This window comes from Paenibacillus sp. 1A_MP2 (assembly GCF_052244825.1).
Classification (GTDB): Bacteria; Bacillota; Bacilli; order Paenibacillales; family Paenibacillaceae; genus Paenibacillus; species Paenibacillus vandeheii.
In genome coordinates, this window is record NZ_JBQQCS010000001.1 from 6,923,634 (window position 1) to 6,946,295 (window position 22,662).

Consider the following 22,662-nt stretch of genomic DNA (forward strand, 5'->3'; position numbering starts at 1 on the left):
AAACATGAACAGAATCATAATATGCAGGTGTGTAATACATAACTAAAAAAATTTTTATTGGGAGGAAGCTATGATTGAAAGCAAAAAATTTGTATCAGGAATAGCTATTATTACTGCGATTTGTCTTCTTGGAAATGCAATGCTTTATGTTGTACTACCGATATATTGGAGAGACTTTGGACTTAGCAGTTTATGGGAAGCAGGTGTTTTACTTTCAATAAACAGGCTCTTAAGGCTTCCCCTAAATCCATTAGTTAACTGGTTTTATAATCGCTTTGACAAAAAAACAGGGGTTATTGTCGCAATAATACTAGCGTTTATTTCTACACTGTCTTACGGATTTTTAAAGGGATTTATTTGGCTGTTAATTATGAGATGTGTCTGGGGAGCTGCTTGGACTTTATTGCGGATTGGCGGTTTGTTAACCGTCGTAGAGTTGTCGACCGATAAAAACCGGGGTGAATTGATGGGGACATATAATAGTCTATGGGGGCTTGGCCATTTAGGCGGAGCTTTGCTAGGCGGATTATTGACCGAGTTAGTCGGTCTCAAATTTGTCACGATAACATTCGGGATAATAGCTCTTCTTTGCATACCGCTCGCTTACCATATCATTCCACATGGAATATCCCGACCGATTAAAAAGGAAATACCTACTAAATTGATTCATCTGCTTTTCGAGAAAAAAAACAGGCCTTTGTTTCTCAGTGGCTTTCTTATACATATGATTTACTTCGGGATTATTGCATTCACCCTTAGCAGGATTATTGAGTTCCATATACCACATAATATAAGTGTATTAGGGTTACTTATAGGCGCAGCGTCTATATCTGGTATCATTCAAGCCCTGAAGTCGGGTTGGGAACCTTTTGTATCCCCAAAAGTAGGTAAATTAACAGACACAAAAGGAATTAGAAGTCCTTTATTAGCGATGGCATTGATTTCAACCGCTTTTACCTTGGTACTTATATCAATTCCTTCCACTATTTTTTTAGCCATCCTCATACTTCTGGTTATGCAATTCATGTCAACCATAGCCACCACTTTATGTGACACATTAGCAGCAGACAAGACGGCTAAAGAAAACCAGAATAAAACCGAAATTATGACGGGTTATACGATTGTGACTGATCTCGGGGTTGCAATAGGACCTTTATTGGCTTCTCTTTTTGAACAGAGCCTCACACCTCTATATGTCGGAACAGCAGTTCTACTTATCGGTTTAGGGATAAGTGTCTTAAAATCCACCTCAACAGAAGCTACCGATCCGTCTCGATAAAATCATGTTATTTTCCTGGATACCATCCACTCCACCACTAAGTGTACGCGCATATAAAAAAGGCATTCGCCAAAACGAATGCCGGGAACTTCATATTTAATACCCTTACCTTTGTACAAGATGTCAGGTTGAACTTAAAAAAAAACACCTCGTTAGAGGCGGGTAAGCTATGTTAAATCCGATTTCCTTTAGGCATCGTTTTCAGATTGCTATTCGAATTTTCAAGCAATGGCAGCATCCTGGTCGTGCTAACCATCTCAGAAGCACATATCGGACAAGTAGGCACGCTATCAAACGCAAAATTGTCCCGCATCCATCCTTTGCACGTATCACTCGTACATTCCCAGATTGCCGCATCCGCTTGTGGAATCTCTTCCAACGGTTTTTTGCGATTATACATGACTTCTACCCCCTTTGTTATGGAAAAACATCTAATCCGACGTTATTTCACAGAAGCCACTACTTAGCGGAAGTTTCGTCCCGTACGGACTTCTGTCTCGACAACTATTGGGCCGACTTTCATTATAACTACATAACTGCTCATAAAAAAGAAGCTGCCTTTACCATTATAACATGTTAAAGGCAGCTATGCTTTAATTACAGTTTTACAACTTCTTCTGCTTGAGGACCACGGTTTCCTTGTACAATTTTAAATTGCACGCGTTGACCTTCGTCCAGCGTTTTGAAGCCTTCGCCTGTAATAGCGCTGAAGTGTACGAATACATCTTCTCCGCCTTCAACTTCGATGAAACCGAAGCCTTTATCAGCGTTGAACCATTTTACTGTTCCGTTTTGCATGTGAATTACACCTCCAAATAAAGATTAACATGTTCCTTTGTTCTTTGCAGCAAGCAAATAAAAATTCACACATTGAAAAAGGTACCAGTCATAACCTATAAGTGATCGCCCTTTACAATATGTGAATTAGGTTTTCCACTCTCTACAACTTGTTTTTATTATAACTCCGTTTCCACCAAAAAGCAAATCTTTGTATTTTCTTTTCAAACAGCTTTGGAAATACATGTTATTCGCACGCGCTGGAACAGGGTTTGTCGCTTGCCCTACGCTCATTGCGGTCTTATGAAAGGATATGCAGATCCGAAACAACTTATACATTTTCTTTAAAATATTTTGACATGCATATCCAATACAGCCATGAAACATGAACGAATCACAGGATAACACACTAGGTCCATGCCCACATAAAGGCATCACGATCCCATGCAATCTGCCCACCATGTAGCTTGCGGAACGCTTTCTTCACTTCTTTTGATAAAGAGGCATTTCCATTCTCATTCACAAATACAAATTCTTCTCCAAAATTGGACTTTACATATTGAATTGCAGCTTCCTGATGAAGCGTACCGGTAAACTTAATCTCCTGCACCATCCATTCAGCCACTGCCTGTGCTGTCTTTTCCACAATATCACCTATTTATCTATCCATTGTACGGATACGGGCTTCCGATTATGAACAAGCCTGTCATACCGCCAGACTGAAGTATACCACGGATCCCAGGGCTGGCGGTAATCAGAGTTATGCAGCAGATGATGCCAGGCCCTTTTTAATGAACCACCGAACTCCCCGATGTATTACTCTCTGAAGAAGAGGACTTCGTTCGAACGCTAAATGTTAACCATACGCAATAAGCAACCAACACAACCAATATGAAGAGATCATAGGAAAGTGTTCCGCTATCTTGCCGGTCATTGCCTAGAAATTGAATCAAATTATGTATGAAATGAAACAGGATAAGCGGTACGATATTACCGTTTTTCAACATTAACAGTGCGAGCGCTGCTCCAAGCAGTAATGCATAGATCAGCTGCAGAATGGTATCTGCCATACTCTGGCCGGATAATGCATTCATGATATGAGTGATGGAAAATAAAACACTTGAAGTGACAACTGCCGCAATCGCACTCTTACGAAGTAATGTTTTGAAAATAAGTCCACGATAAATAGTTTCCTCTACAAAGGCGACAAGCAAGGTGAAAAAGATAAAAAACGCGACCTTGGACAGGGTTAATTCCGTAAATCCTTTCAACGCAAGTGTACCCAGTACAAGGAGTAGCGGAATATAATACTTTGCATGACTGGCCGGAATGGTCCTTAAAGAGCGAAATCCGGTGTCTCCCCACTTGCGTCGCAAAGTGAGATAAATAACGAGCACGAAAGCAATGGGAGTAAACGACATCAGTACTGGTGATGTATAGTCCAGCTGCTTCAAGGTTGCAATCGCTCCTGCTGTGAAAACCGCCAGTAAAAGGAGCAGTTCAATGATCACTACCGTCAGCACAGGTCTACGCACGGAAAAGGATTTGTTTTGCCTGGATTGCGAGTTTTTCATAGATTGTACCCGCCTCGTTTCGTTTTTATTGGTTGTCATATGAACTCATAGCGCAAGTTAGTTGTATCATATCTATTGTATAATCGGGTAGCCTTTTCTGGATAAAACTATAAAAGTAACAAAAAGAGAATTCCTCTTACAGCTTTTACCTTACAATCAGGTATGGCTCAAGTACTAATCTGTCCATTATAGTAGTAATGGAATGAATCGTTGCAGGGGTACGTCACATTTGCAACGTCATATATATGGAGCGTAAGATGCACGCTGCGAAAAGAAGAACGAAATCAGGGGGATACTATGAAGGCTTTATTTATGCGCTGGGGACATTTGCTGGCAATTTTATGTATACCGCTTCAAGGCTCCATTTATGTTTTGTTGGGCAGCAACACCGGAAGTGATGTCTTCTACAACTATGCCTGGATTGATACACAGATTCCTTTTATCAAAGAATTTATTTATCCCTATGTCAGTTGGATGCCGATTCTGTATCTTGGATTTCTCTATTTGGGTCTGACGAACAAATCGCTATTCTGGCGTGTGCTAATAACCTATAACGTAGGAGTGATCGCAGCCAACGTCGTTTTTGCGGTCTTCCCTACTTACGTACCACGACCGGAAGTTATCGGAACAGGTCTGAGCAGTGCACTTGTAAAATTTATTTATACCAATGATGCTCCATTCAACTGTTTTCCGAGCATCCACTGTCTCACAAGTTATCTGCTCTTCATTATCATTAATCGTCACTTGAACTTCAAACCACTGGCGCGAATCTCCTGGTCGGTATGGTTGTGGCTAATTATTGCTTCGACGGTATTTGTGAAACAGCATTCACTGCTGGATGTTGCAGGTGGAATTCTCTTTGCGGAAGCAGCGTACTGGGCTGTGCATGTATTTGCGGTTCGCACAGGTTTGGCAAGCAAAAAAACAAAGCAGCCGCTCACGGCTACAAATACAAGCAGCAACGCTTAGTATACGATTTGTATTGCAAAGGCAGGAGTCATTCAACTGTCATGAAACCAAAAAGAGGGCCTCGGCCCTCTTTTTTTTGCGTGAATTATGTTGATGCTTATAATGGAAGAACTTTTCAAGTAGCGACCGTGGCCCCCTGTCTTTCATATGATGGGTGGCCGTTCATGGAGCAAATCAGATGGAGGGCTTCCCATTAAACGCTTGAATATTCGGTAAAAATAAGACAGATCACGGTAACCGAGAAATTCTGCAATTTCCTGAATGGAGAGCTGTGACTCGGTAAGCAAATATACGGCTCTTTTCATCCGTTGATCATGAACATATTGGCTGATCGTCTGATTCGTCATGCTTTTAAATAACCCGGCTGCGTAATTCGGGGTTTTACCAATCTCGTCCCCCAGCTCTTCTTTCGTAACTTTCTCCCGGTAATGCCGCTCAATGTACCGCTTCATCCGCTCCGCATGAACATGCCTCTCCGGTGGAATAACCCCGCGGTCCAGTTCCCTGTTTATATAAATAAGCACTTCCATCAATAAGGCTTGGCTCATCATGACATAATAAGACGGACGCTCCTGCCATTGTTGTTGGATGGCTTTCATGCGTTCATGAATCAGTTCATAACATCCGGGCTTATGTCGCAAGGCCTCCCTCCGTTCCAGCGCGGGCAAACCTTGTGCATGATCCCCCTGTAATTGAACAACAATTTGCGTATGGGTTACGGTTGGAATGCTTTTGCCGTAATACGGAATGCCAGCGGGAATGAGCAATAGCTCACCCTTCTCCATGATCTGCTTTTCTCCGTTCACCCAATATACACATTTCCCATAAGTAACCAAGCTTAACCGCCAAGTCGCCTGTGACTGCACCGCTTCTTCGTACCAACCGACACCATTAATGTGTCGTACTTCTAATGGAGTGACCATAACACACCTCATTATTGGACTATATTCTAATCATTGTACTATAGTTCATACCCTGATTCGACAGAAAACGCTACAATACACATATAAGCAAACATATGAGGAGGAAAATAGCATGTTGAAAACAAAAATTATTTGTACTATGGGACCTGCTTGTGACTCAATCGAATTGTTAAAAGTAATGATTCAGGAAGGGATGACTGTTGCCCGTCTGAACATGGCTCACGGTGAGCTGGAAGATCACGTTGCACGGATTAACAATATCCGCAAAGCGGCTTCCGAATTGAATACGTACGTACCGATCATGATGGATATCAAAGGACCGGAAGTTCGTATTGGCAAACTGAAAGAAGCATCCTGTCATCTTCAAGCGGGTAAAGAGCTTATCCTCACTACCGAAGAAATTCTTGGTGACGCTGAGCGTATCTCGGTAAACTATCCGGAATTGAACCTCGTTGTAAAACCTGGAGATCGCATTCTCATCGATGATGGTTTGGTGGATCTGACTGTACTGTCCGTGGAAGGTTCGGATATTCACTGTAAAATCATCAGCGGCGGCATTCTGAAACCACGCAAAGGGGTTAACTTGCCAGGAATTAAAACGACTTTGCCAGGTGTAACGGAACGTGACGTTATGCACATCGGATTCGGGATCGAAAACGATATCGAAATTATCGCAGCTTCCTTTGTTCGTAAAGGCGATGACATTCGTGAAATTCGCAGCATTCTGAAAGAACGCGGTGTAGAACACGTACAAATCATCTCCAAAATCGAAAACCAGGAAGGTATGACCAACCTGAACGATATCATTGAAGCATCTGACGGTATCATGGTAGCACGTGGAGATCTCGGGGTCGAAGTACCGATCGAAGACGTACCGATGATGCAAAAAGAAATGATTGATAAATGTAACCGTGCGGGTAAACCGGTAATCGTAGCCACACACATGCTGGAATCCATGCAAGTAAATCCGCGTCCAACCCGGTCCGAAGTTAGTGACGTAGCTAACGCTGTCCTTCAAGGTGCAGACGTCGTTATGTTGTCCGGTGAATCCGCAGCTGGTAAATATCCGGTACAATCCGTACGCACGATGGCTGCAGTTGCCCGCCGTGCTGAAACGATGATTGATTATAAAGAACAATTCAACCAGAAGTCTGCTCAACAAGTAGCTGATATTACCGAAGTTATCAGTCAGGGAGCGGTTAGCTCTTCCCTCGTCCTGAATGCCAAAGCGATCATCACTTCTACCGAGAGTGGATTTACCGCTCGTATGATCTCCAAATATCGTCCAAAAGCACCGATCATCGCGGTAACACAGCATCAAGAAGTACTGGCGAAAATCTGCCTGCTTTCCGGTGTCATTCCGGTTATGGGCGACAAAGTAACAACAACCGATGAAATGTTCGAGTCCGCTACACGTAATGCCATCAAAACCGGTTATATTGAAAAAGGGGACATCATCGTATTGTCCGCTGGTGTACCGATTGGTCAATCCGGTAACACCAACTTGATCAAAGTTCAACAAGTATAATTCAACGGATACAAATACTTGTATAGTTCTAAATACAAAAATCCACCGAGAGCAGAAATGCGTCTCGGTGGATTTTTTGGTTCCAGAGTGCCATACCCAATTGTAATGTACCCGATGCCTAACCCTTACCAGCCAAAATTCAGCGTTTTACCCGTCTCTACCCATGTCTTAATACTGCTCAATATCATCCACCAGCTACTCTGTGCGTTCGCAAAGGATGGATGGTTGTCCGTAAATTGATCATTGATCAATGTTAACTTCGTACATTCCCCAACCGTTTCCAGTTGGAACACTACTCTGGATTGAAGATCCGCGTGATTGGCGTGGTAGGAAGGTCCGGGATGTTCAAGGTAGCTTAGTACGGATAAAGGTTCGAACTCCAGAATATCCCCGTACACATGCACCGTCTCTGCACCGTCATTTCCAGGCCCTACATAGGCAAATGGCTGACCCGGTTGAAAATTGGAACGAAGTTCACTCCAAAAAGCTGCTCCGTGTACCGTCCGGCGAGATCAGAGCATTCCACACATCTTCCTGTCCGGCATTAATATAGAACTCATATTTCAATTCCATGAACTCACTCCCTTTATGTGTTAATTATTGAAGATACAAATGACATTTGCTTGCAACACTATCCTACGTTATACCCCAAACCATGTATTGTAAAAACGCGACATCAGCAAAAATAAAAGATAAAGAAAACCAAATTCGACATTCACACCGTCCAATTTATGTACTGCAACCACAAGGAGAGACTAGGGAAGGTTTTCTTGTGCAATTGCCCTATCCTGAAATCCAACCAATATAGTGCTTTGTTAGGAGATCAGATATACTAAGCTGGAATGAAATAACAGGAAATGTATACAAGTTACGAACGGAAAGTTAGCATCCAGAAAGGAACGGAGATATGAACCAAACAACAAATATTATGGGAATCCCTTTTCCCAATCTAACTATGGATCAGACGGTTACAATTCTTGGTGATGTAGTCGATCAGAGACCATCCGAACTGTTCCATGTCATTACAGGAAATCCGGAAATCGTCATGTCTTGTCAGAAAGATCAGGCACTTCGTTCTGTCGTGGATCAGGCAGGCATTGTTACCGCTGACGGTGCGGGCATTGTGATGGTATCCCGCATTCGGGGCGGACAATTGGCCGAACGTGTAACGGGTTGTGATCTGCTTTTTCGTTTATTGGAGGAAGGAAGCCAGAAGAATTGGTCCTTTTATATGCTTGGGGCAGAAGAAAGTGTCAGTAAGCGGGCTGTGGAGGCTATAGCGCAAAACTATCCAGGAGTCGTTGTTCGTGGTAGGCAGCATGGATTTTTCACAACGGACGAGGAGAAAAGCATTGTAAAAGAGATTCACGAGGCACAACCTGATTTTCTTATCGTGGCCCTAGGAGCACCCAATGCTGAACACTGGATCAACAAATATCGCCATCAACTAAATGCTCGTGTAGCCATCGGAGTTGGTGGAAGCCTGGATATCCTCGCCGGCAAAACCAAACGTGCACCTGCGATATGGCAGAAGCTTAACTTGGAATGGCTTTATCGACTGCTCAGCCAGCCTTCCAGATGGCGCAGACAACTCATTTTGCCACGTTTCGCTGTTCGGGCACTGCTGTTCAGGGAGCAAAGGTAAATAACAAAGGAGACTGGTTAAGGAATGATCGGAGATAAATCCATGATCAAACTCAGGCCAAACAAAATACATATTATCGGCTCAGTCGGCAGTGGTAAATCTACACTGGCTCGCCATTTATCCGCAAGTCTAGACCTTCCTTATCATGAGCTTGATAATATGGTCTGGCACCGTGTACCTCAAGGACAAGATATTCGCAATAGCCCGGAGACACGGGACACCCTCTTGCAAAAAGCAGTGCATTCCAATCAGTGGATTATCGAAGGAGTACACTATAAATGGGTGGCAAGAAGCTTCGAGCAGGCTGATCTTATCGTCTATTTGAATACACCCGTGTGGAAAAGGAATGTACGCATTCTCAAACGTTTCACAGTACAGAAGCTTGGACTGGAACAAGGAAATTACCGACAGACTTTCACCATGCTTTGGCGGATGTATAAATGGAGCTATCAGCATGACCGCAAGGAAAAAGCGCTAATCATGACGTTTTTGCAGCCTCACCAATATAAATTGTGCATTGTTCGCGACGAAGCAGAATTAATGAGATACCTGGAGGAATTGACCTAATGAAACGTGCGGATCATATTGCCAGACCCAGCATGGGTCTTCTGAACCTGGATGAAGGTGACAAAAGTTATCGACTGACACGCTACGCGACTTCTGATGCGCTGAGTTCATTGGTGAAGCATTTCTGGATCGTCTCCTGGGATCTTACCGGGCATGATCCTTATCCTCAGCAAGTGGTTCCAAATCCCTGTGTCAATCTGGTGGTAGAGCGGGGAAATACCTTTTTCTTCGGTCCATCTGGTCAGAAATTCTCTTATCTCGTCCGTGGAAAAGGAAGTGTGTTTGGGGTGAAGTTTAAACCGGGCGGCTTCTATCCATTCATTCGCACTCCCGTTTCCACACTGTATGGAACCCCCTTGATGTCTCTGGTGTGCTTGATGTGGATGCTCCAGAGCTCGAACAATGTCTGCTCGGGGACGGAAGTGATGCGGACAAAGTCAGTTATATGGATCAGCTTCTCTGTAAACACCTCCCTCCTCCTGATGATCAAGCCGTGCTGGTCAGCCAGATTGTACTGCAGATTGAGCAACAACGGGATATGTTGAGAGTCGATGATTTATCTGCCTCCTGGAATGTGCACACAAGAAAGCTCCAGCGCCTGTTCAATCAGTATGTAGGCATTAGCCCCAAAATGGTGATCAAGCTCTACCGCCTGCAAAATGCTGCCGAGCTGATGGAGCGGGGTGTGGATTGTGATCTGGTTAAGCTGTCCCAAGACCTTGGATATCATGATCAGTCGCACTTTATTAAAGATTTCAAGTCCATTATCGGCAGCACACCTGAGGATTACGTCCATTCCAGAAAATGATTTATTACTGTTTAGCACAATTAATTTGTGTAAAATTAAATTTCCACTATCCGTTCAGATTACAAACATTTATACTGAGTAAGACTAGTAAACAAATGACATATAGGAAGCAAGGTGTTTCGTTTGATTAGTATTATTTTTGTTGCTCTTGTAGCCATCGAACATTTGTACATCATGGTAATGGAGATGTTTCTGTGGACTCGTCCACGCACAATGAAAACGTTCGGCCTTACCCCTGAACTAGCGGAATCTACCAAATCCTTGGCAGCCAATCAAGGTCTTTACAATGGATTTTTAGCCGCAGGCTTGATCTGGGGACTCGTTTATCCGGATGGAACCGTCGGACAGCACATCCAGATCTTCTTCCTGGCATGTGTCATCATCGCCGCCATATACGGAGCCGTGACCGCTACGCGATCCATCATCATCAAACAAGGGCTACCTGCGATTATTGCAATGCTTCTGGTTCTTTTCCTCTGATCCTCTGCTGACCATACCATGCTGGGATTCATTACAAGCTCCAATGTGGTAAGGTAAGGATATATAGGCATTGGATTATGCCTGATCACTGTGATTGGCTTGGAAAGGAGAACGTTGCATGGGACTGTTTGACAAGCTTCGGCGTCGCAAAAAGGAACATGTGCCCGCAGGCGGACCAGTAAATACTGCGCCCTATAGCGAAACCATCGTTGGATTTGTTTTGCTGGAGCACGAAGAATGTAATTTCGATCACTTCATTAACACGATGAAAAGCGAGTGGAATATTGAGATTGATGAGCGTCCGGAGGAAGGCAACCTTTTTTTCGAAGTGGATGGAATGCAAGTGGTGTGCGCATATATCAACGCTCCTATTCCTGACCGCGAAGTAGAGGAAAATGCCAAATTAAATGTGTTGTGGCGGGAAGCGGTACAAGTCACTTCACGACATCAATCCCAGATTATTGTCTCTGTTCTGAATGCAACCGACGCAATTCAGGCACATATTCTGTTCACCCAAACGGCGAACGCCTTACTTCAGCTTGATCACGCGCTGGCTATATATATGGCACCACTTGTGGTGGAAGCAGGTCAGTACGTGGAAATCAGTCGTGGACTTAAGGAGCATGAGCTGCCCGTCTCCCTCTGGATTTTCATCGGATTATTTCAGAGCCCTGAAGGTGCATCGGCCTATACTTATGGGTTACGCAACTTTGGGAAAGAGGAGATGGAAATCACTCAATCCGCAAAACCGTTAAGTGAAGTATTTGAAATGATGTACATGACAGCGACTTATGTTGTTGAAAACGATGTAACCCTGCATAGCGGCGAGACGCTTGGCTTCTCTGCAGAACAAAAGCTGCCCATCCACCGTTCGGAAGGAATAGCTACAGAAGGCAGCAGCTTGAAGATTGGTTTTTAAACATCGTTAAAAGCCGTCCAGATCTCTTGTGACTGGGCGGCTTTCTTATGCTTGATGTCCGTTTATAACTCATCAACACACGGTTCCCTGAAATTGTAACTGCTAGGAGTACATAGTTCATAAGTATTAGAATATATTGAATTTTGTTTTCATATCTGCAAATTCCGGGTATAATTAATAGGCCAATAGACTTATACACTACATAATATATATCGCAAAGGAGTTGCCAAATGTCTGTAAAACGATTGGATTCATCTAAACCTATTATTGAAATAGTTTGGGAAGGGATGGTCTCTCCTGAACAGGTGGAAGAAACAAATAACGAGATAAAAAAAATAGCAGATCAATTGGGTAACTCGTTTGATCTGCTGGTGGACATGCGCAATATGAAGGCATTTCCTCAGGATACAAAAGAGAAAATGGTGGAGCACCAGAAACTGCTGGCACAGTGGGGCATGAAGCGTGCGAGTGTAGCAGTAGGCGGGGCGATTGCCAAAATGCAACTGAACCGGATTTCCAAAGAATCGCAGCATCAGACCGAATTCCAGTGGGAAACGATTGATGAAGCTTTGGCATTTTTATTGAACTAATTAAAAAGGGCTGTTATGTGAGCACAAAGGAACTATGGTGCGAGGAACATGAAGTCATATCTTAAGGCGCTTCCCAGATAATGAGGGAACGCCTTTTTGTATTTTTAAACTCTTCATATGAATACTTCATCATGTTTGCGAAAAGGTCATGGATTCATCGCACATACCATCGTTACAGACGTGCCACTCATGCCTTGTTCGACGAATCCGAAACGCCGATAAAGCCGAATGGCTTCATTATCCGGGTCAACACTGAGCGAAACGGCGTCAATTCCCCGCTTCCGAGCCTCTTCTAATGCTGCCTGAATAAGACGGGTGCCTATTCCTTTACCACGCGCAGTCTCAATCACAGCCATTCCCATCTCGGGTGTAGCCGCATTTACATAACCGTACCCCGCATTCTGCTCCGTAAAAAATCGCAACGTCACCGAGCCCATACGCTTTCCCTGAGAATCCAAGGCGATAAAGCCGAAATCCCCCTCTCTCCCCAGCCTTCAACGTACTTGGACATGCCGGGGCTATGTATGATCTCAGGTTTAAAAGGCTCTTCGCCCTCCCGCTTGAACATCGATGCATACAACATCTCCCATAGAAAAGGGATATCCTGCTCCTCAATGGGACGCAATTGATACTCTGTCATTCCTTCCCCTCCTTCAAATTGGTAAAGAGGCGTTCCATTTCATTCAGATTAAATTCATTGGTAATTTCATAATTTTCAAGCTTGTCTCTCGTTTTGTATCCGCTATAGATAGAGACAGCATGTTCGTTATAAAACGTAATTCCAAAGTTTTCAGTAAATCGATCTTCTTTCTTAGTCAGAAGCTGCCAGTCATAGTAATATGGGGATCGCTCGGTGATATCTATTTCCTTTACTCTTCTTAATTCGATATCCTTCGCAAGCTTCAACATATTTCTAATCTCTTGGGGATCTTTAATAGTCATTTCTTCTTCATTGTATGGATCGGTGGTCGGTATTTTTTTAATAACTAGAATCTCCAGTGTATCCAGCATACTCATATGATCCGTGACCTCTGCACGAAAAGTGGTGTACTGCCTCGACATGTACATCGGTATCGCAATAGCTGCAATCACAATGACAATGACTGCACCAAGAATGGTTATGGTTCTTTTTTTCATTGAAATCCCCTCTCGTTGTTGGGTATATCAGGAAATTAGCAATTGCATTTCAAGTATACCATCTCATCATCCAAATATTGTTCTTCACCATTAAAATAATCCATTAAATACATGCATTTTATATAGAAAATACCTCTTTATAACCAGTCATTTTAAATTTTATGAGATGCTAACTAAAGTGATAAATATCGATATTATGATTTTGAAAAAAATGTCGATATACTACATAAGCTTTCAGCTTTGCCTATACTGGCAGGGGACATCAAAGGGGGAGATTGGATGAAACTTAAACCGAAATTAATGATGATGTTTCTGGCTGCTGTACTGATTACAGCGATTCCACTGGCAACACTAGGCTTATACCAAACAGAGAAACAAGCCACTCGCAATGTCGATTCCAAATTAACTGGATTAATGTCCTCGGCGGCCAACCAATTGGATGGATGGATCAGCAGCAATGCCAAAGTTGTGGAAACACTGGAGTTTGTAATTCAGGAAGCGATTCCGGCTGGACAACTGAACGAAGATTATTTTGATATCATGAAGCTGGGCAGTAACAAAGAAAGTCTGTCGGATCTTTACTATGGCTCAGAACAAGACGGTCATTTTATGAATGGCTCGGACTGGACACCTGATGCGGGGTATGATCCACGTGAGCGTCCCTGGTACCAACAAGCGAAGCAGGCCGATCAACTGGTTTTCTCGGATCCCTATCTGGATATGATGTCGAAGCAATACGCGGTGTCCATGACGATGCCGGTCCTGAATAAAGACGAACAGCTACAAGGTGTCGTGGCAGGAGATTTACTGCTCTCTACCCTTACGGATACGGTGGGAAAAATTAATCTGGACGGGCTGGGATATACATTTCTAATCGATAAAACGGGGATGCTTCTGGCTCACCCTGACGATAAACTGGTAAGTACCTCTGCCTCTGAAAATGCGGAATTAAAACCACTGCTGGCCGACATGCAGGCGTCCACCTCAGGGGAGAAGAAGTTTAACTACAATGGTGAAAATTATCTGTTGTACTTTAACCAAGTCCCCAGCACAGGCTGGGTGGTAGGCTCAGTCATTTCTGAAAAATTAGCTTATTCCGAATACTATGAATTACGAAACATCTACATTCTGATTATCGCTGTTACCCTAATCGTAGTTATGGCGGCAGCATACTGGATTGCATCACTATTCATCAAACCGCTAAAAACCTTGGGCGCAACCTCCCAACGGATGTCGGATGGTGACTTTACGGGTCGGGTACAGATCAGAGGTAAAGATGAGTTTGCGGAGTTAGGTACAGCATTCAATCAGATGTCCGCTCAACTCAGTCTGCTGCTGGAGCAGGTCACCTCCTCTGCTAACCGGGTGCAAAGCATCTCGGGTGAGATGGAAGAGCATACCGACAATACCAAACGCATTGCCGAGCAGATCTCCATCGCCACAGATGAGCTCGCTCAAGGGTCCAGCAAACAGGCGGAATCGGTCTATGACGGTTCAAGTCGATTGTCAGAGATGAGTAATAGTGTTGGCGGTATTAACCGCAGTGTGGAGCAATCGGTAACGATGATGCGAGAAGCAGGGGAAGCCATGCTTGCCGGAATGCAAGCTGTGGATCATCAGGTGGAACTTGCGGACGGCAATCGGAGTTCCATTGACCGCGTAGGTGAGTCGATCACGCTTTTGGCGGAGAAGTCGCAGAAAATCGAGGACATTGTCGGCATGATTCGGGGCATCGCTTCCCAGACTAATCTGCTCGCCCTGAATGCTTCTATTGAAGCGGCCAGAGCGGGTGAACATGGACGCGGATTCGCCGTCGTAGCCGAAGAAGTACGGAAACTGGCTGAGCAGTCTTCCGACTCGGCACAGGATATCATTGTTCTGCTGGATGAGATTCAGGCGGCAAGTCGTCAAAGCGTGAGTGAAGTTACTTCGGCTGAACAAGGTATTGAGCAGCAGGTAGCTGCTGTTCATGAGATGCGCGAGTCGTTTACCCGTATCAAACAATCCATTGACGGCATCGACAGCCAACTCCAGCTGGTATCCTCTGCTACAACCGAGCTGGATGACAGCTCTGGCAGGATTGCCGAAGTAATTTCCAGTGTTGCAGCCATGTCGGAGCAGAGCGCAGCTTCCACGGAAGAGGTTGCTTCTTCTACGCAGGAACAGTTCAATTACATTACAAGTATCTCGGAACGTTCCAATGAGCTGGCTCAGCATGCCAATGCACTGTATGAGGAAGTGAAGAAGTTCAAGATCTAACTCAAACAAGCCGTGTTCACCCACAGAGGTGAGCGGCTTGTTTTTTATGACGCATATGTTTGTTTTATGGTCAGTTGTATGCTTATTTTTTGTAGTGTTTTTTCCTGAAAGTCGAAGGAATTCCTATTACGATCCTGTTGTTCTCATCATTGATCTGATGCATTCCCTGTCGAGTCTCTAACGACCAATTCAGGCTTCAGGACAATTTTCTGTGGTGATTTACCTTCATCTTTTAGCTCATCAATTAATAAATCAACGGCACGATGCCCCAGATCCTCAATAGGTTGGGCAACCGTCGTCAGAGGTGGACTGGTTACTGAAGCCAGAATCGTATTATCAAATCCGATGATTGATACATCTTCAGGCACACGCAGACCTAGCTCTTTGGCAGCCTGAAGCGCACCAATTGCCTGCATGTCGTTGCAGCAGAAAATGCCTGTGGCTCTATTCTTTTCCGTGAGCAGCACGAGCGCCTCTTTTTGGCTGAACCCAAATCGGCAGAAGACTCTCTCACCTGATCGGCTTCAAGAGAATGACCCGCCTTCTCCAATACTTCACGAAATCCGCGTACGCGTTCCTGACTGCTGCTGACTTTGAACGGTTCGGACAGCACCGCTACGTGAGTATGACCCAATTCAAGCAGATGCTGCGCTGCCAAAGCACCGCCAAGCCTATCATCGATGGCAACGGTATGCACCGATAACGACGGCATATGACGGGCAATCAGAGCAACAGGTATGGACTGTTGCAGAAGCGGGGACAGAATTTCGGCGTTATCAATACCCGTTCCGATCATCATGCCGTCGACCCTTTTTTGCTGAAGCAGATTCAGATACCGCTCTACCCGCTCGTCCTTATTGTCTGTGCTGCAAATCACGACGCTATAACCCAACTGCCGACTGCGATCCTCTACCGCTCTGGCCAGCTCGGCAAAATACGGATTGGAGATATCGGGCACGAGCAGTCCGAGCGTGTATGTCTGCTTACCTGTAAGTGCCGCGGCGATCGCGCTCGGCTGATAGTGAAGGCGCTCCATGATCTCCATAATCTCGGTGCGCCGCTTCTCGCTAATTTTCCCTTTGCCGTTAATAACCTGTGAGACGGTTGCAATGGATACACCCGCCTCGCGTGCTATATCATATATCGTTGCTTTCATTGTTATTTCCCCATTTGTGCTATATATAAATTTTCTTATATATAGGTAATCGTTTTCTTCTCATTATGCAGGGGGAAGTCCGCATACGCAACTTGAAGCCAAAGCAAATTATGAACCAAGCCTGGATTACTTCCTGGATAACGAATAATGGAATCGGATAGTCTGGCTCACTTGAAGGATAAAATATAGGAGTATGCCATCCACCTGCATTACTTTTTATTCATTAGCCAATCATGGTCCGGGTCGTTGTGAAACTTCCAGGTCCGGGTTGGTCCTGCCATCACATTCAGATAGTAGACCTCGTATCCCGGAGGAGCACCTACCGGATGGTATCCACACGGGACAAGCACAACTTCCCCGTTTTTCACTGCAAGCGTCTCATCCACAGCGCGATCATCTGTGTAGATACGTTGAATGGCAAACCCCTGCTCTGGCTGTACTCGGAAATAATACGTCTCTTCCAGCAAGGATTCATCAGGTAGGGCGTCCCGATCATGTTTATGCGGAGGATAGCTCGACCAATGTCCATCTGGCGTGAACACCTCAACGACGAGCAGGCTGTCTGCTTCTTTTTGTTCAGGCAAAATGTTGTGAATCTGTCGTTCCAGGTTTCCATAACCACGTGTCTCAACACCTACATCTTCGGGAGCAATCAGACGAGCTGGATACGTGCCTTTACCTGGTGCCGCACATATCGCAATCTCCAATGCGGTACGAGCTGTTAACTCCACTCGATCTGAACTGGATACGTAAATCGAATACGGAGGAATTTTCTCGAAGACGCTCATTCTTTTGCCGATATTCTCCCACGTGTATTCACGAGTACTTACATTCGCCAAGCCGCTGAGAAGCACAATACAGAGTTCCTGATCCCCGCTCTCACGAGTTATAGTCTGTCCTTCCACAAGCTGTACGACCTGAAACCCAACATATTCCCAGCCCGCAGACTCTGGTGTGACCGTCAATAACGTTCCGTCTGCTTTCGGATTCAACACAGGTTTTACTACACGTTCTGACATGCTTTCTTTCACTCCTTCCGGTATTTATCCTTAATTTTTATGGCTGTCTATTAGATGAAATGCCTTGTTATGAAAATGGTCCTTCCTACGGAGCAACCGTCTGCGATTCCACCGACATTCCCGGGACTTCCCGCAGCTTCACAGGTCTGCCTTGCTCCATGGACATGCGTGCCGCGAGCGCGATACGTTCTGCCTGAACTGCATCATTCCCATTCACGATGACAGGTGTATCGTTCCGGATCGCGTCGATGAAAAGAGCTGTCTCCTGTACATACGCTTCATTGTATCGTTCCAGGAAAAAGTGCAGCGGCTTGTCGCGCATCAGTCCGGTCGCTGTACTAATTTCTGCCGTATTCGGATGATCGTTCGCAGCTGCGGCGCTGCCCAATGAGCCAAACACCTCAACACGCTGATCATATCCATATACCGCCTGGCGGCTGTTATCAATAACGCCAATCGCTCCATTTTCAAAACTCATTGTCACAATGGCCGTATCCACATCACCGTATTCTGCAAAAACAGGATTGATCAGCACATTGCCCTGGGCATAGACTTCCTCCACTTCACTCCCGGACAGATACCGGGCCATATCGAAATCATGAATCATCATATCCATGAAAATCCCGCCAGACACCCGAATGTACTCCGCTGGCGGCGGACTCGGGTCACGAGAAGTAATTTTGATAATATGCGGTTCCCCAATTGTTCCGTCCTGCACATGTGAACGTACCCGTTTGAAGTTATGGTCGAAGCGACGATTGAATCCGATTTGCAGCTTTACCCCGGCCTTTTGCACGGCTGCAACAGCTGCCTGAGTTTGATGAAGGTCCATACTAACCGGCTTCTCGCAAAAAATATGTTTACCCGCCTGTGCTGCCTGTTCAATCAGTGGCACATGCGTATCTGTTGAGGAACAGATCAGCACTGCATCCACATTTGGCATGGCGATCAGCTGGCTGCTATCTGTCGTTACCACCGGAATGCTGCGGCTGGAAGCCCACGCCTCCAGCTCAGGTCCTGCAAACAAATCACTGATCCCCACAATCTCGGCATGTGGGTTGCGCAGGAGATTATCTGCATGAATTTTGCCAATGCGCCCAGCGCCGATGATGCCAATTCTCACTTTATCCTTGCCCATTCCGTTATCCTCCCTGTATGTGTCCATGTGGACTCAACGTTCTTCCCTTGGCCCGGGTATGCCCTATGCCCTGAGTGACTACCAGCGGGCAGTGACCATCTTTTTGCGAGTATAAAATTCAACGCCATCCGTGCCATTGGCATGCAAATCACCGTAGAACGATTTCTTCCAGCCGGAAAAAGGGAAAAATGCCATGGGCGCAGGTACGCCCAAGTTAATGCCCAACATGCCCGCATCAATGGTTTCCCGGAATTGACGCATGCTCCCTCCGCTGCGGGTGAACAGACACGCCCCGTTGGCAAAGTCGGAACGGTTCGCCAGTTCCACAGCTTCCTCCAGCGTAGCTACCCTCGCCACCGAGAGCACTGGTGCAAATATCTCGTCCTTCCAGATCTTCATGGTGCTCTGCACCTCATCGAATACCGTCGGACCAACGAAATAACCGGACTTGCCTGTCGCCTCATCTTTACGACCATCCCGGATCAGAGCCGCACCTTCCTGTTCTCCGGATTCAATGTAGCTGAGTGTACGTTCCTTATGTGGACCGCGAATCACAGGGCCCAGGAATACCCCTTCATCCATACCGTTACCAATCGTGATGCGATCTGCCGCTTCCACCAGCTTTTGTACCAGCGTGTCAGCAACATCACCCACGGCGACAACAACGGAGCAAGCCATACAACGTTCTCCGGCTGAGCCGAAGGCTGCGCTGGTGATTTCCTTCACTGTCAGGTCGAGATCGGCGTCTGGCATAACGATCGAGTGGTTTTTGGCACCGGCGAGTGCCTGCACCCGTTTGCCATGTGCGGAAGCGGTGGTGTAGACGTATTCGGCGACAGGCTGTGAGCCGACAAAGAGATCGCTTGAACATGCTTGTGTTCAAGCAGCCCGTTCACGACGTCATGCGCACCGTGAACGATATTGAGCACTCCGTCCGGAAGCCCTGCTTCCTTGAACAGCTCAGCCAGGCGGCCTGCCAGCAGCGGTGTGCGCTCGGACGGCTTCAGGACAAAGGTGTTACCGCACGCAATCGCCAGCGGGAACATCCAGCACGGTACCATCATCGGGAAGTTGAAGGGGGTAATTCCCCCAATAACACCGATTGGGTACCGGTACATGCCTGACTCCAGCCCGGTGGCGATGTCGGGCAGCTGTTTGCCCATCATCAGGTTCGGAGCGCCTGCCGCAAATTCGACGCATTCAATGCCGCGCTGTACTTCGCCGTAGGCTTCCGCGTAGCTTTTACCATTCTCCAGCGTGACCAGCCGAGCGAGTTCTTCCCAGTGCTCTACCAGCAGCTGCTGGTATCGGAACAGAATCCGCGCACGGCGAGGAACCGGTGTACCGCTCCAGGACGGGAAAGCCTCCCGTGCCGTCTGGACGGCCAAATCCACGTCCGCCTGTTCAGACAGCGGCACGTGTGCAATGACCTCTTCGGTGGCCGGATTTACGACCGGCTCCGTACGGGTTGCCGCCGGGGTCACCCAGGCACCCCCGATCCAGTTTTGAACCATTGTCGCTATTGCTGACGCTTCAGAAATCCCTTTTCCCATAGCCCTGTCTCCCTTCGCTTATATGTGCGTTGCATCAAATTTCTCCATGTACTCCAAGTACTTCAACACGCTTCAGGACACCGTAATTTCGCCCCGATTGCATCGTTCAATATAGTCATTCACTTGTTCCACCGTTGGCATTGCATCCGAGCAGCTATGGCTGGAAATCACGATACTTGCTGCCGCACTGCCAAACGCCATGCTGCGTTCAATCGTCCACCCCTGCATCAACCCATACAGGAAGCCCGCCGCGTAGGAATCACCTGCACCAAACGTTTTCACCACACGCGCAGGGTAGCTGTCCGCTTGATGAGATAGCCCTTCACCTGTATAGGCAATGGAGCCTTCCTTGCCATGTTTGATGACCACAATTTTAGCTGAAAAGTCGAACCATTTTTGCGCGGTCACCTGATCGCTATGGTCTGGATTATGGTCAAACGTCTCCATCATGTCGAACTCTTCACGTGTGCCCAGGATGATATCGCATTTCTCGGCTGCGAGGTTATAATAGACCGCCGTTTCTTCTGCTGATGTCCATGTGTATGGACGATAGTCCAGATCAAACACAATGACTGTGCCATGCTTTTTCGCATACGTCAGCGCCAGGAATACCGCTTCACGCGATGGACTTTGGGCGAGGGCTGTACCCGAGATCAGCAGCACTTTGGAGTCGGCAATCAGCTGTTCCTGCACCTCTCTCGATTGCAATAGCAGATCAGCTACATTGTCGCGATACATCAGAATGCTGCAGTCAGTTGGGCTTTTGATCTCGGTAAAAGCAAGCCCTGTCACCGCTCCGGTATCATCTGTTACCACATTTGACGTATCGATCCCGTTCCACTCCAGATAGCTGTGGATGAATCGGCCCATCTGGTCATTTGCAATTTTGCCGATAAACGCCGTTTCCATGCCGAGTCTGGACATGCCAATCGTAATATTGGCCGGAGAGCCGCCCACATATTTTGTAAAGGTCATTGTCTCTTCCATCGGGCGATTGATCTCGTTGGCATTCAAGTCTATGCACAGACGGCCAATCGCGGTGAAATCCATCTTCCTGGAACCAGGAAAGGATACGTAGGTCATTGCATTTGAACCCCTTTCTATGATGGGATTTTGCATGTATATATGGATAGAATATTTAGAATTGTGAAGTTTAAAGTTTTAAGTTTTGTCTCTGTAATGTTGTTAGAAAAATCATCAAACTTACATACTCATCATCCGGTTTACCTCATGGTATGGCTCTCTCCCGATTGCCATGACTTTATCAGCTGTGTTGGTATAAGGACTCCATATATTGCAAAGATCTCCGCGCATACTCATATGGATTATGAATTGCAGGGTCCTGTTCCCCTTCAAGCATCGCCCAGCCATCGTACCCTCGGGTGATCAATTCCTGCAGAATAGGCGCAAAATCAATACAACCATCTCCGGGAACCGTGAATACCCCTTTACGGATGCAACCCACAAAATCAGACTGTTCTGCCCTTGCTTCGTCCAGCACTTGATGACGGATATCCTTCAGGTGGATATAGGCAATCCGGTCATAATGCTTGCGCAAGAGCGTTAGGGGATCTGCTCCACCGTAGTAGGCATGGCCTGTGTCATAGAGCAAATAAACAAGAGATGGGTCGGTCAGCTGCATCAGTTTATCGATTTCTTCTGGCTGCTCCACAACAGTGCCTCCATGGTGATGATACGTCAGTTTCAACCCGTGCTCACGGGCGATGGTCCCCGCTTTGTTTAGCCCCTCAGCAAGGATGTGCCATTCCGATTCACTGAGTCTCAGCACTTCTTTTTCATGTGGTGTCCGCCTTGGATCAAAATGCAGCGAACCGCCTACCTCCGCCGTGCTAATCACCGTGCTGCCCATCGATTGCAGAAATTCTGCGTGTCTTCGGTAGCTCTCCAGCTCAGACTGACGATATGCCGCGTCGGAGAACAAAACCGATTTCCACTGGGAAACGAGGCGTATGCTGCGCTTGTTTAACTCCCCCCGCAATATGACTGGATCCGTGGGATATTTCCGCCCCATCTCCGTACCCGTCAGTCCGAGCCGCTGAATATCATCCAGTATCTGTTCACATGTTGTTGCATCACCATGCTCCTTCACATCCTCTCCGACCCAGTTGATCGGATGAATCCCGAGCTGAAATGGCAGCTTGTTCATGGCTCCACGTCTCCTTTTATAATTCAACATTTCTCGCATTATTCAGTGCAGAGTGCTGAACGATGCATTTTGCATAATTTCGAATTAACTCACTCCTGGGTGCAAGATATTTAGAGGAAAAAGCAACCTGATCCATACAACGGATTCACGAGTGAAGCATTTCTATCTATATCA

23 protein-coding genes and 3 pseudogenes are annotated in these 22,662 nt (G+C 46.1%); 11 read left to right on the plus strand and 15 right to left on the minus strand.

The features are described 5' to 3' along the window. Positions 1-70: 70 nt before the first annotated feature. On the plus strand, positions 71-1,279 hold the full coding sequence (locus tag ACTWJ7_RS34085; protein ID WP_301880917.1) for an MFS transporter: 1,209 nt from the start codon (positions 71-73) through the stop codon (positions 1,277-1,279). Positions 1,280-1,451: 172 nt separating this feature from the next. Here the strand turns inward: ACTWJ7_RS34085 and ACTWJ7_RS34090 are convergent, their stop codons facing one another. From ACTWJ7_RS34090 to ACTWJ7_RS34105, 4 genes are all read right to left on the minus strand, one after another. Further along, a complete protein-coding gene (locus ACTWJ7_RS34090; RefSeq protein ID WP_024633773.1) occupies positions 1,452-1,679 on the minus strand; it encodes a cold-shock protein in 228 nt (75 codons plus the stop codon). A 197-nt stretch (positions 1,680-1,876) separates the two neighbouring features. Continuing rightward, the gene (locus ACTWJ7_RS34095; protein WP_024633772.1) at positions 1,877-2,077 is read right to left on the minus strand and encodes a cold-shock protein; all 201 of its coding nucleotides are present in this window, start codon (positions 2,075-2,077) and stop codon (positions 1,877-1,879) included. A gap of 388 nt (positions 2,078-2,465) precedes the next feature. Further along, a complete protein-coding gene (locus ACTWJ7_RS34100; protein ID WP_024633771.1) occupies positions 2,466-2,702 on the minus strand; it encodes a DUF6953 family protein in 237 nt (78 codons plus the stop codon). A 142-nt stretch (positions 2,703-2,844) separates the two neighbouring features. Continuing rightward, on the minus strand, positions 2,845-3,630 hold the full coding sequence (locus tag ACTWJ7_RS34105; protein ID WP_079345075.1) for a CPBP family intramembrane glutamic endopeptidase: 786 nt from the start codon (positions 3,628-3,630) through the stop codon (positions 2,845-2,847). Between the two features lie 297 nt (positions 3,631-3,927). Here ACTWJ7_RS34105 and ACTWJ7_RS34110 point away from each other — a divergent pair, with 297 nt between their 5' ends. Beyond that, positions 3,928-4,599, plus strand: coding sequence for a phosphatase PAP2 family protein (locus tag ACTWJ7_RS34110; protein ID WP_079345077.1), 672 nt, complete (start codon positions 3,928-3,930; stop codon positions 4,597-4,599). A 143-nt stretch (positions 4,600-4,742) separates the two neighbouring features. On the opposite strand, the gene ACTWJ7_RS34115 is transcribed toward ACTWJ7_RS34110, so the two are convergent. Then, the gene (locus ACTWJ7_RS34115; protein ID WP_301880922.1) at positions 4,743-5,522 is read right to left on the minus strand and encodes a helix-turn-helix domain-containing protein; all 780 of its coding nucleotides are present in this window, start codon (positions 5,520-5,522) and stop codon (positions 4,743-4,745) included. A gap of 112 nt (positions 5,523-5,634) precedes the next feature. On the opposite strand from ACTWJ7_RS34115, the gene pyk reads away from it, so the two are divergent. Next, entirely contained in the window at positions 5,635-7,050 is a 1,416-nt protein-coding gene (pyk, locus tag ACTWJ7_RS34120) for a pyruvate kinase (RefSeq protein ID WP_285080808.1), read from the plus strand. Positions 7,051-7,175: 125 nt separating this feature from the next. On the opposite strand, the pseudogene ACTWJ7_RS34125 reads toward pyk, so the two are convergent. Then, a pseudogene (locus ACTWJ7_RS34125) lies at positions 7,176-7,623 on the minus strand (SRPBCC family protein). A 334-nt stretch (positions 7,624-7,957) separates the two neighbouring features. On the opposite strand from ACTWJ7_RS34125, the gene ACTWJ7_RS34130 reads away from it, so the two are divergent. The 7 genes from ACTWJ7_RS34130 (at position 7,958) to ACTWJ7_RS34160 (ending at position 12,059) form a co-directional block, all read left to right on the plus strand. Further along, a complete protein-coding gene (locus ACTWJ7_RS34130) occupies positions 7,958-8,695 on the plus strand; it encodes a WecB/TagA/CpsF family glycosyltransferase (protein ID WP_301880923.1) in 738 nt (245 codons plus the stop codon). A 24-nt stretch (positions 8,696-8,719) separates the two neighbouring features. Then, positions 8,720-9,262, plus strand: a complete 543-nt coding sequence (locus ACTWJ7_RS34135; protein WP_285080812.1) for an AAA family ATPase — start codon at positions 8,720-8,722, stop codon at positions 9,260-9,262. After that, positions 9,262-9,807, plus strand: a complete 546-nt coding sequence (locus ACTWJ7_RS34140; RefSeq protein WP_443146308.1) for a DUF6597 domain-containing transcriptional factor — start codon at positions 9,262-9,264, stop codon at positions 9,805-9,807. Before ACTWJ7_RS34135 ends, ACTWJ7_RS34140 begins: the two co-directional genes overlap by 1 nt. Next, positions 9,801-10,070, plus strand: coding sequence for a helix-turn-helix domain-containing protein (locus tag ACTWJ7_RS34145; RefSeq protein WP_443146309.1), 270 nt, complete (start codon positions 9,801-9,803; stop codon positions 10,068-10,070). The genes ACTWJ7_RS34140 and ACTWJ7_RS34145 overlap by 7 nt, the downstream gene beginning before the upstream one ends. A gap of 114 nt (positions 10,071-10,184) precedes the next feature. Next, positions 10,185-10,550, plus strand: coding sequence for a DUF1304 domain-containing protein (locus tag ACTWJ7_RS34150; RefSeq protein WP_443146310.1), 366 nt, complete (start codon positions 10,185-10,187; stop codon positions 10,548-10,550). 118 nt (positions 10,551-10,668) lie between these two features. Beyond that, complete coding sequence (locus ACTWJ7_RS34155; protein WP_079345091.1) at positions 10,669-11,469, plus strand: DUF4261 domain-containing protein; 801 nt, start codon at positions 10,669-10,671, stop codon at positions 11,467-11,469. A 230-nt stretch (positions 11,470-11,699) separates the two neighbouring features. Next, positions 11,700-12,059, plus strand: coding sequence for an STAS/SEC14 domain-containing protein (locus ACTWJ7_RS34160; protein WP_079345093.1), 360 nt, complete (start codon positions 11,700-11,702; stop codon positions 12,057-12,059). Between the two features lie 146 nt (positions 12,060-12,205). On the opposite strand, the gene ACTWJ7_RS34165 is transcribed toward ACTWJ7_RS34160, so the two are convergent. Genes ACTWJ7_RS34165 through ACTWJ7_RS34175 form a run of 3 tightly spaced genes read right to left on the minus strand, consistent with a single transcriptional unit; the run spans position 12,206 to position 13,196 of the window. Further along, complete coding sequence (locus tag ACTWJ7_RS34165; protein ID WP_443146311.1) at positions 12,206-12,487, minus strand: GNAT family N-acetyltransferase; 282 nt, start codon at positions 12,485-12,487, stop codon at positions 12,206-12,208. Next, complete coding sequence (locus ACTWJ7_RS34170) at positions 12,484-12,699, minus strand: hypothetical protein (RefSeq protein ID WP_443146312.1); 216 nt, start codon at positions 12,697-12,699, stop codon at positions 12,484-12,486. The genes ACTWJ7_RS34165 and ACTWJ7_RS34170 overlap by 4 nt, the downstream gene beginning before the upstream one ends. Next, positions 12,696-13,196, minus strand: a complete 501-nt coding sequence (locus ACTWJ7_RS34175) for a hypothetical protein (protein ID WP_301880927.1) — start codon at positions 13,194-13,196, stop codon at positions 12,696-12,698. Before ACTWJ7_RS34175 ends, ACTWJ7_RS34170 begins: the two co-directional genes overlap by 4 nt. Positions 13,197-13,475: 279 nt before the next feature. Here ACTWJ7_RS34175 and ACTWJ7_RS34180 point away from each other — a divergent pair, with 279 nt between their 5' ends. Beyond that, entirely contained in the window at positions 13,476-15,455 is a 1,980-nt protein-coding gene (locus ACTWJ7_RS34180; RefSeq protein WP_301880928.1) for a methyl-accepting chemotaxis protein, read from the plus strand. A 146-nt stretch (positions 15,456-15,601) separates the two neighbouring features. Here ACTWJ7_RS34180 and ACTWJ7_RS34185 read toward each other — a convergent pair. From ACTWJ7_RS34185 to iolE, 6 genes and pseudogenes are all read right to left on the minus strand, one after another. Continuing rightward, a pseudogene (locus ACTWJ7_RS34185) lies at positions 15,602-16,611 on the minus strand (LacI family DNA-binding transcriptional regulator). Between the two features lie 209 nt (positions 16,612-16,820). Beyond that, positions 16,821-17,630 (minus strand): 5-deoxy-glucuronate isomerase, encoded by an 810-nt coding sequence (gene iolB / locus ACTWJ7_RS34190; protein WP_301880930.1) that lies wholly within the window; start codon positions 17,628-17,630, stop codon positions 16,821-16,823. 85 nt (positions 17,631-17,715) lie between these two features. Then, entirely contained in the window at positions 17,716-18,768 is a 1,053-nt protein-coding gene (gene iolG, locus ACTWJ7_RS34195; RefSeq protein ID WP_301880931.1) for an inositol 2-dehydrogenase, read from the minus strand. A gap of 78 nt (positions 18,769-18,846) precedes the next feature. Next, positions 18,847-20,321 (minus strand): annotated as a pseudogene (locus ACTWJ7_RS34200) (CoA-acylating methylmalonate-semialdehyde dehydrogenase). A 72-nt stretch (positions 20,322-20,393) separates the two neighbouring features. Continuing rightward, positions 20,394-21,404, minus strand: coding sequence for a 5-dehydro-2-deoxygluconokinase (gene iolC, locus ACTWJ7_RS34205; protein ID WP_301880933.1), 1,011 nt, complete (start codon positions 21,402-21,404; stop codon positions 20,394-20,396). A gap of 181 nt (positions 21,405-21,585) precedes the next feature. Then, positions 21,586-22,488 carry a myo-inosose-2 dehydratase gene (iolE, locus tag ACTWJ7_RS34210; RefSeq protein WP_301880934.1) on the minus strand — a complete coding sequence of 301 codons (903 nt, stop codon included), beginning with the start codon at positions 22,486-22,488 and terminating at the stop codon, positions 21,586-21,588. Positions 22,489-22,662: the final 174 nt, after the last annotated feature.

Excerpts from the sequence above, each read along its gene's own strand:
- ACTWJ7_RS34085 (WP_301880917.1), top strand. The coding sequence starts at position 71 with ATGATTGAAAGCAAAAAATTTGTATCAGGAATAGCTATTATTACTGCG.
- ACTWJ7_RS34090 (WP_024633773.1), bottom strand. The coding sequence starts at position 1,679 with ATGTATAATCGCAAAAAACCGTTGGAAGAGATTCCACAAGCGGATGCG.
- ACTWJ7_RS34095 (WP_024633772.1), bottom strand. The coding sequence starts at position 2,077 with ATGCAAAACGGAACAGTAAAATGGTTCAACGCTGATAAAGGCTTCGGT.
- ACTWJ7_RS34105 (WP_079345075.1), bottom strand. The coding sequence starts at position 3,630 with ATGAAAAACTCGCAATCCAGGCAAAACAAATCCTTTTCCGTGCGTAGA.
- ACTWJ7_RS34110 (WP_079345077.1), top strand. The coding sequence starts at position 3,928 with ATGAAGGCTTTATTTATGCGCTGGGGACATTTGCTGGCAATTTTATGT.
- ACTWJ7_RS34115 (WP_301880922.1), bottom strand. The coding sequence starts at position 5,522 with ATGGTCACTCCATTAGAAGTACGACACATTAATGGTGTCGGTTGGTAC.
- pyk (WP_285080808.1), top strand. The coding sequence starts at position 5,635 with ATGTTGAAAACAAAAATTATTTGTACTATGGGACCTGCTTGTGACTCA.
- ACTWJ7_RS34130 (WP_301880923.1), top strand. The coding sequence starts at position 7,958 with ATGAACCAAACAACAAATATTATGGGAATCCCTTTTCCCAATCTAACT.
- ACTWJ7_RS34135 (WP_285080812.1), top strand. The coding sequence starts at position 8,720 with ATGATCGGAGATAAATCCATGATCAAACTCAGGCCAAACAAAATACAT.
- ACTWJ7_RS34140 (WP_443146308.1), top strand. The coding sequence starts at position 9,262 with ATGAAACGTGCGGATCATATTGCCAGACCCAGCATGGGTCTTCTGAAC.
- ACTWJ7_RS34145 (WP_443146309.1), top strand. The coding sequence starts at position 9,801 with ATGTTGAGAGTCGATGATTTATCTGCCTCCTGGAATGTGCACACAAGA.
- ACTWJ7_RS34155 (WP_079345091.1), top strand. The coding sequence starts at position 10,669 with ATGGGACTGTTTGACAAGCTTCGGCGTCGCAAAAAGGAACATGTGCCC.
- ACTWJ7_RS34160 (WP_079345093.1), top strand. The coding sequence starts at position 11,700 with ATGTCTGTAAAACGATTGGATTCATCTAAACCTATTATTGAAATAGTT.
- ACTWJ7_RS34170 (WP_443146312.1), bottom strand. The coding sequence starts at position 12,699 with ATGACAGAGTATCAATTGCGTCCCATTGAGGAGCAGGATATCCCTTTT.
- ACTWJ7_RS34175 (WP_301880927.1), bottom strand. The coding sequence starts at position 13,196 with ATGAAAAAAAGAACCATAACCATTCTTGGTGCAGTCATTGTCATTGTG.
- ACTWJ7_RS34180 (WP_301880928.1), top strand. The coding sequence starts at position 13,476 with ATGAAACTTAAACCGAAATTAATGATGATGTTTCTGGCTGCTGTACTG.
- iolB (WP_301880930.1), bottom strand. The coding sequence starts at position 17,630 with ATGTCAGAACGTGTAGTAAAACCTGTGTTGAATCCGAAAGCAGACGGA.
- iolG (WP_301880931.1), bottom strand. The coding sequence starts at position 18,768 with ATGGGCAAGGATAAAGTGAGAATTGGCATCATCGGCGCTGGGCGCATT.
- iolC (WP_301880933.1), bottom strand. The coding sequence starts at position 21,404 with ATGACCTACGTATCCTTTCCTGGTTCCAGGAAGATGGATTTCACCGCG.
- iolE (WP_301880934.1), bottom strand. The coding sequence starts at position 22,488 with ATGAACAAGCTGCCATTTCAGCTCGGGATTCATCCGATCAACTGGGTC.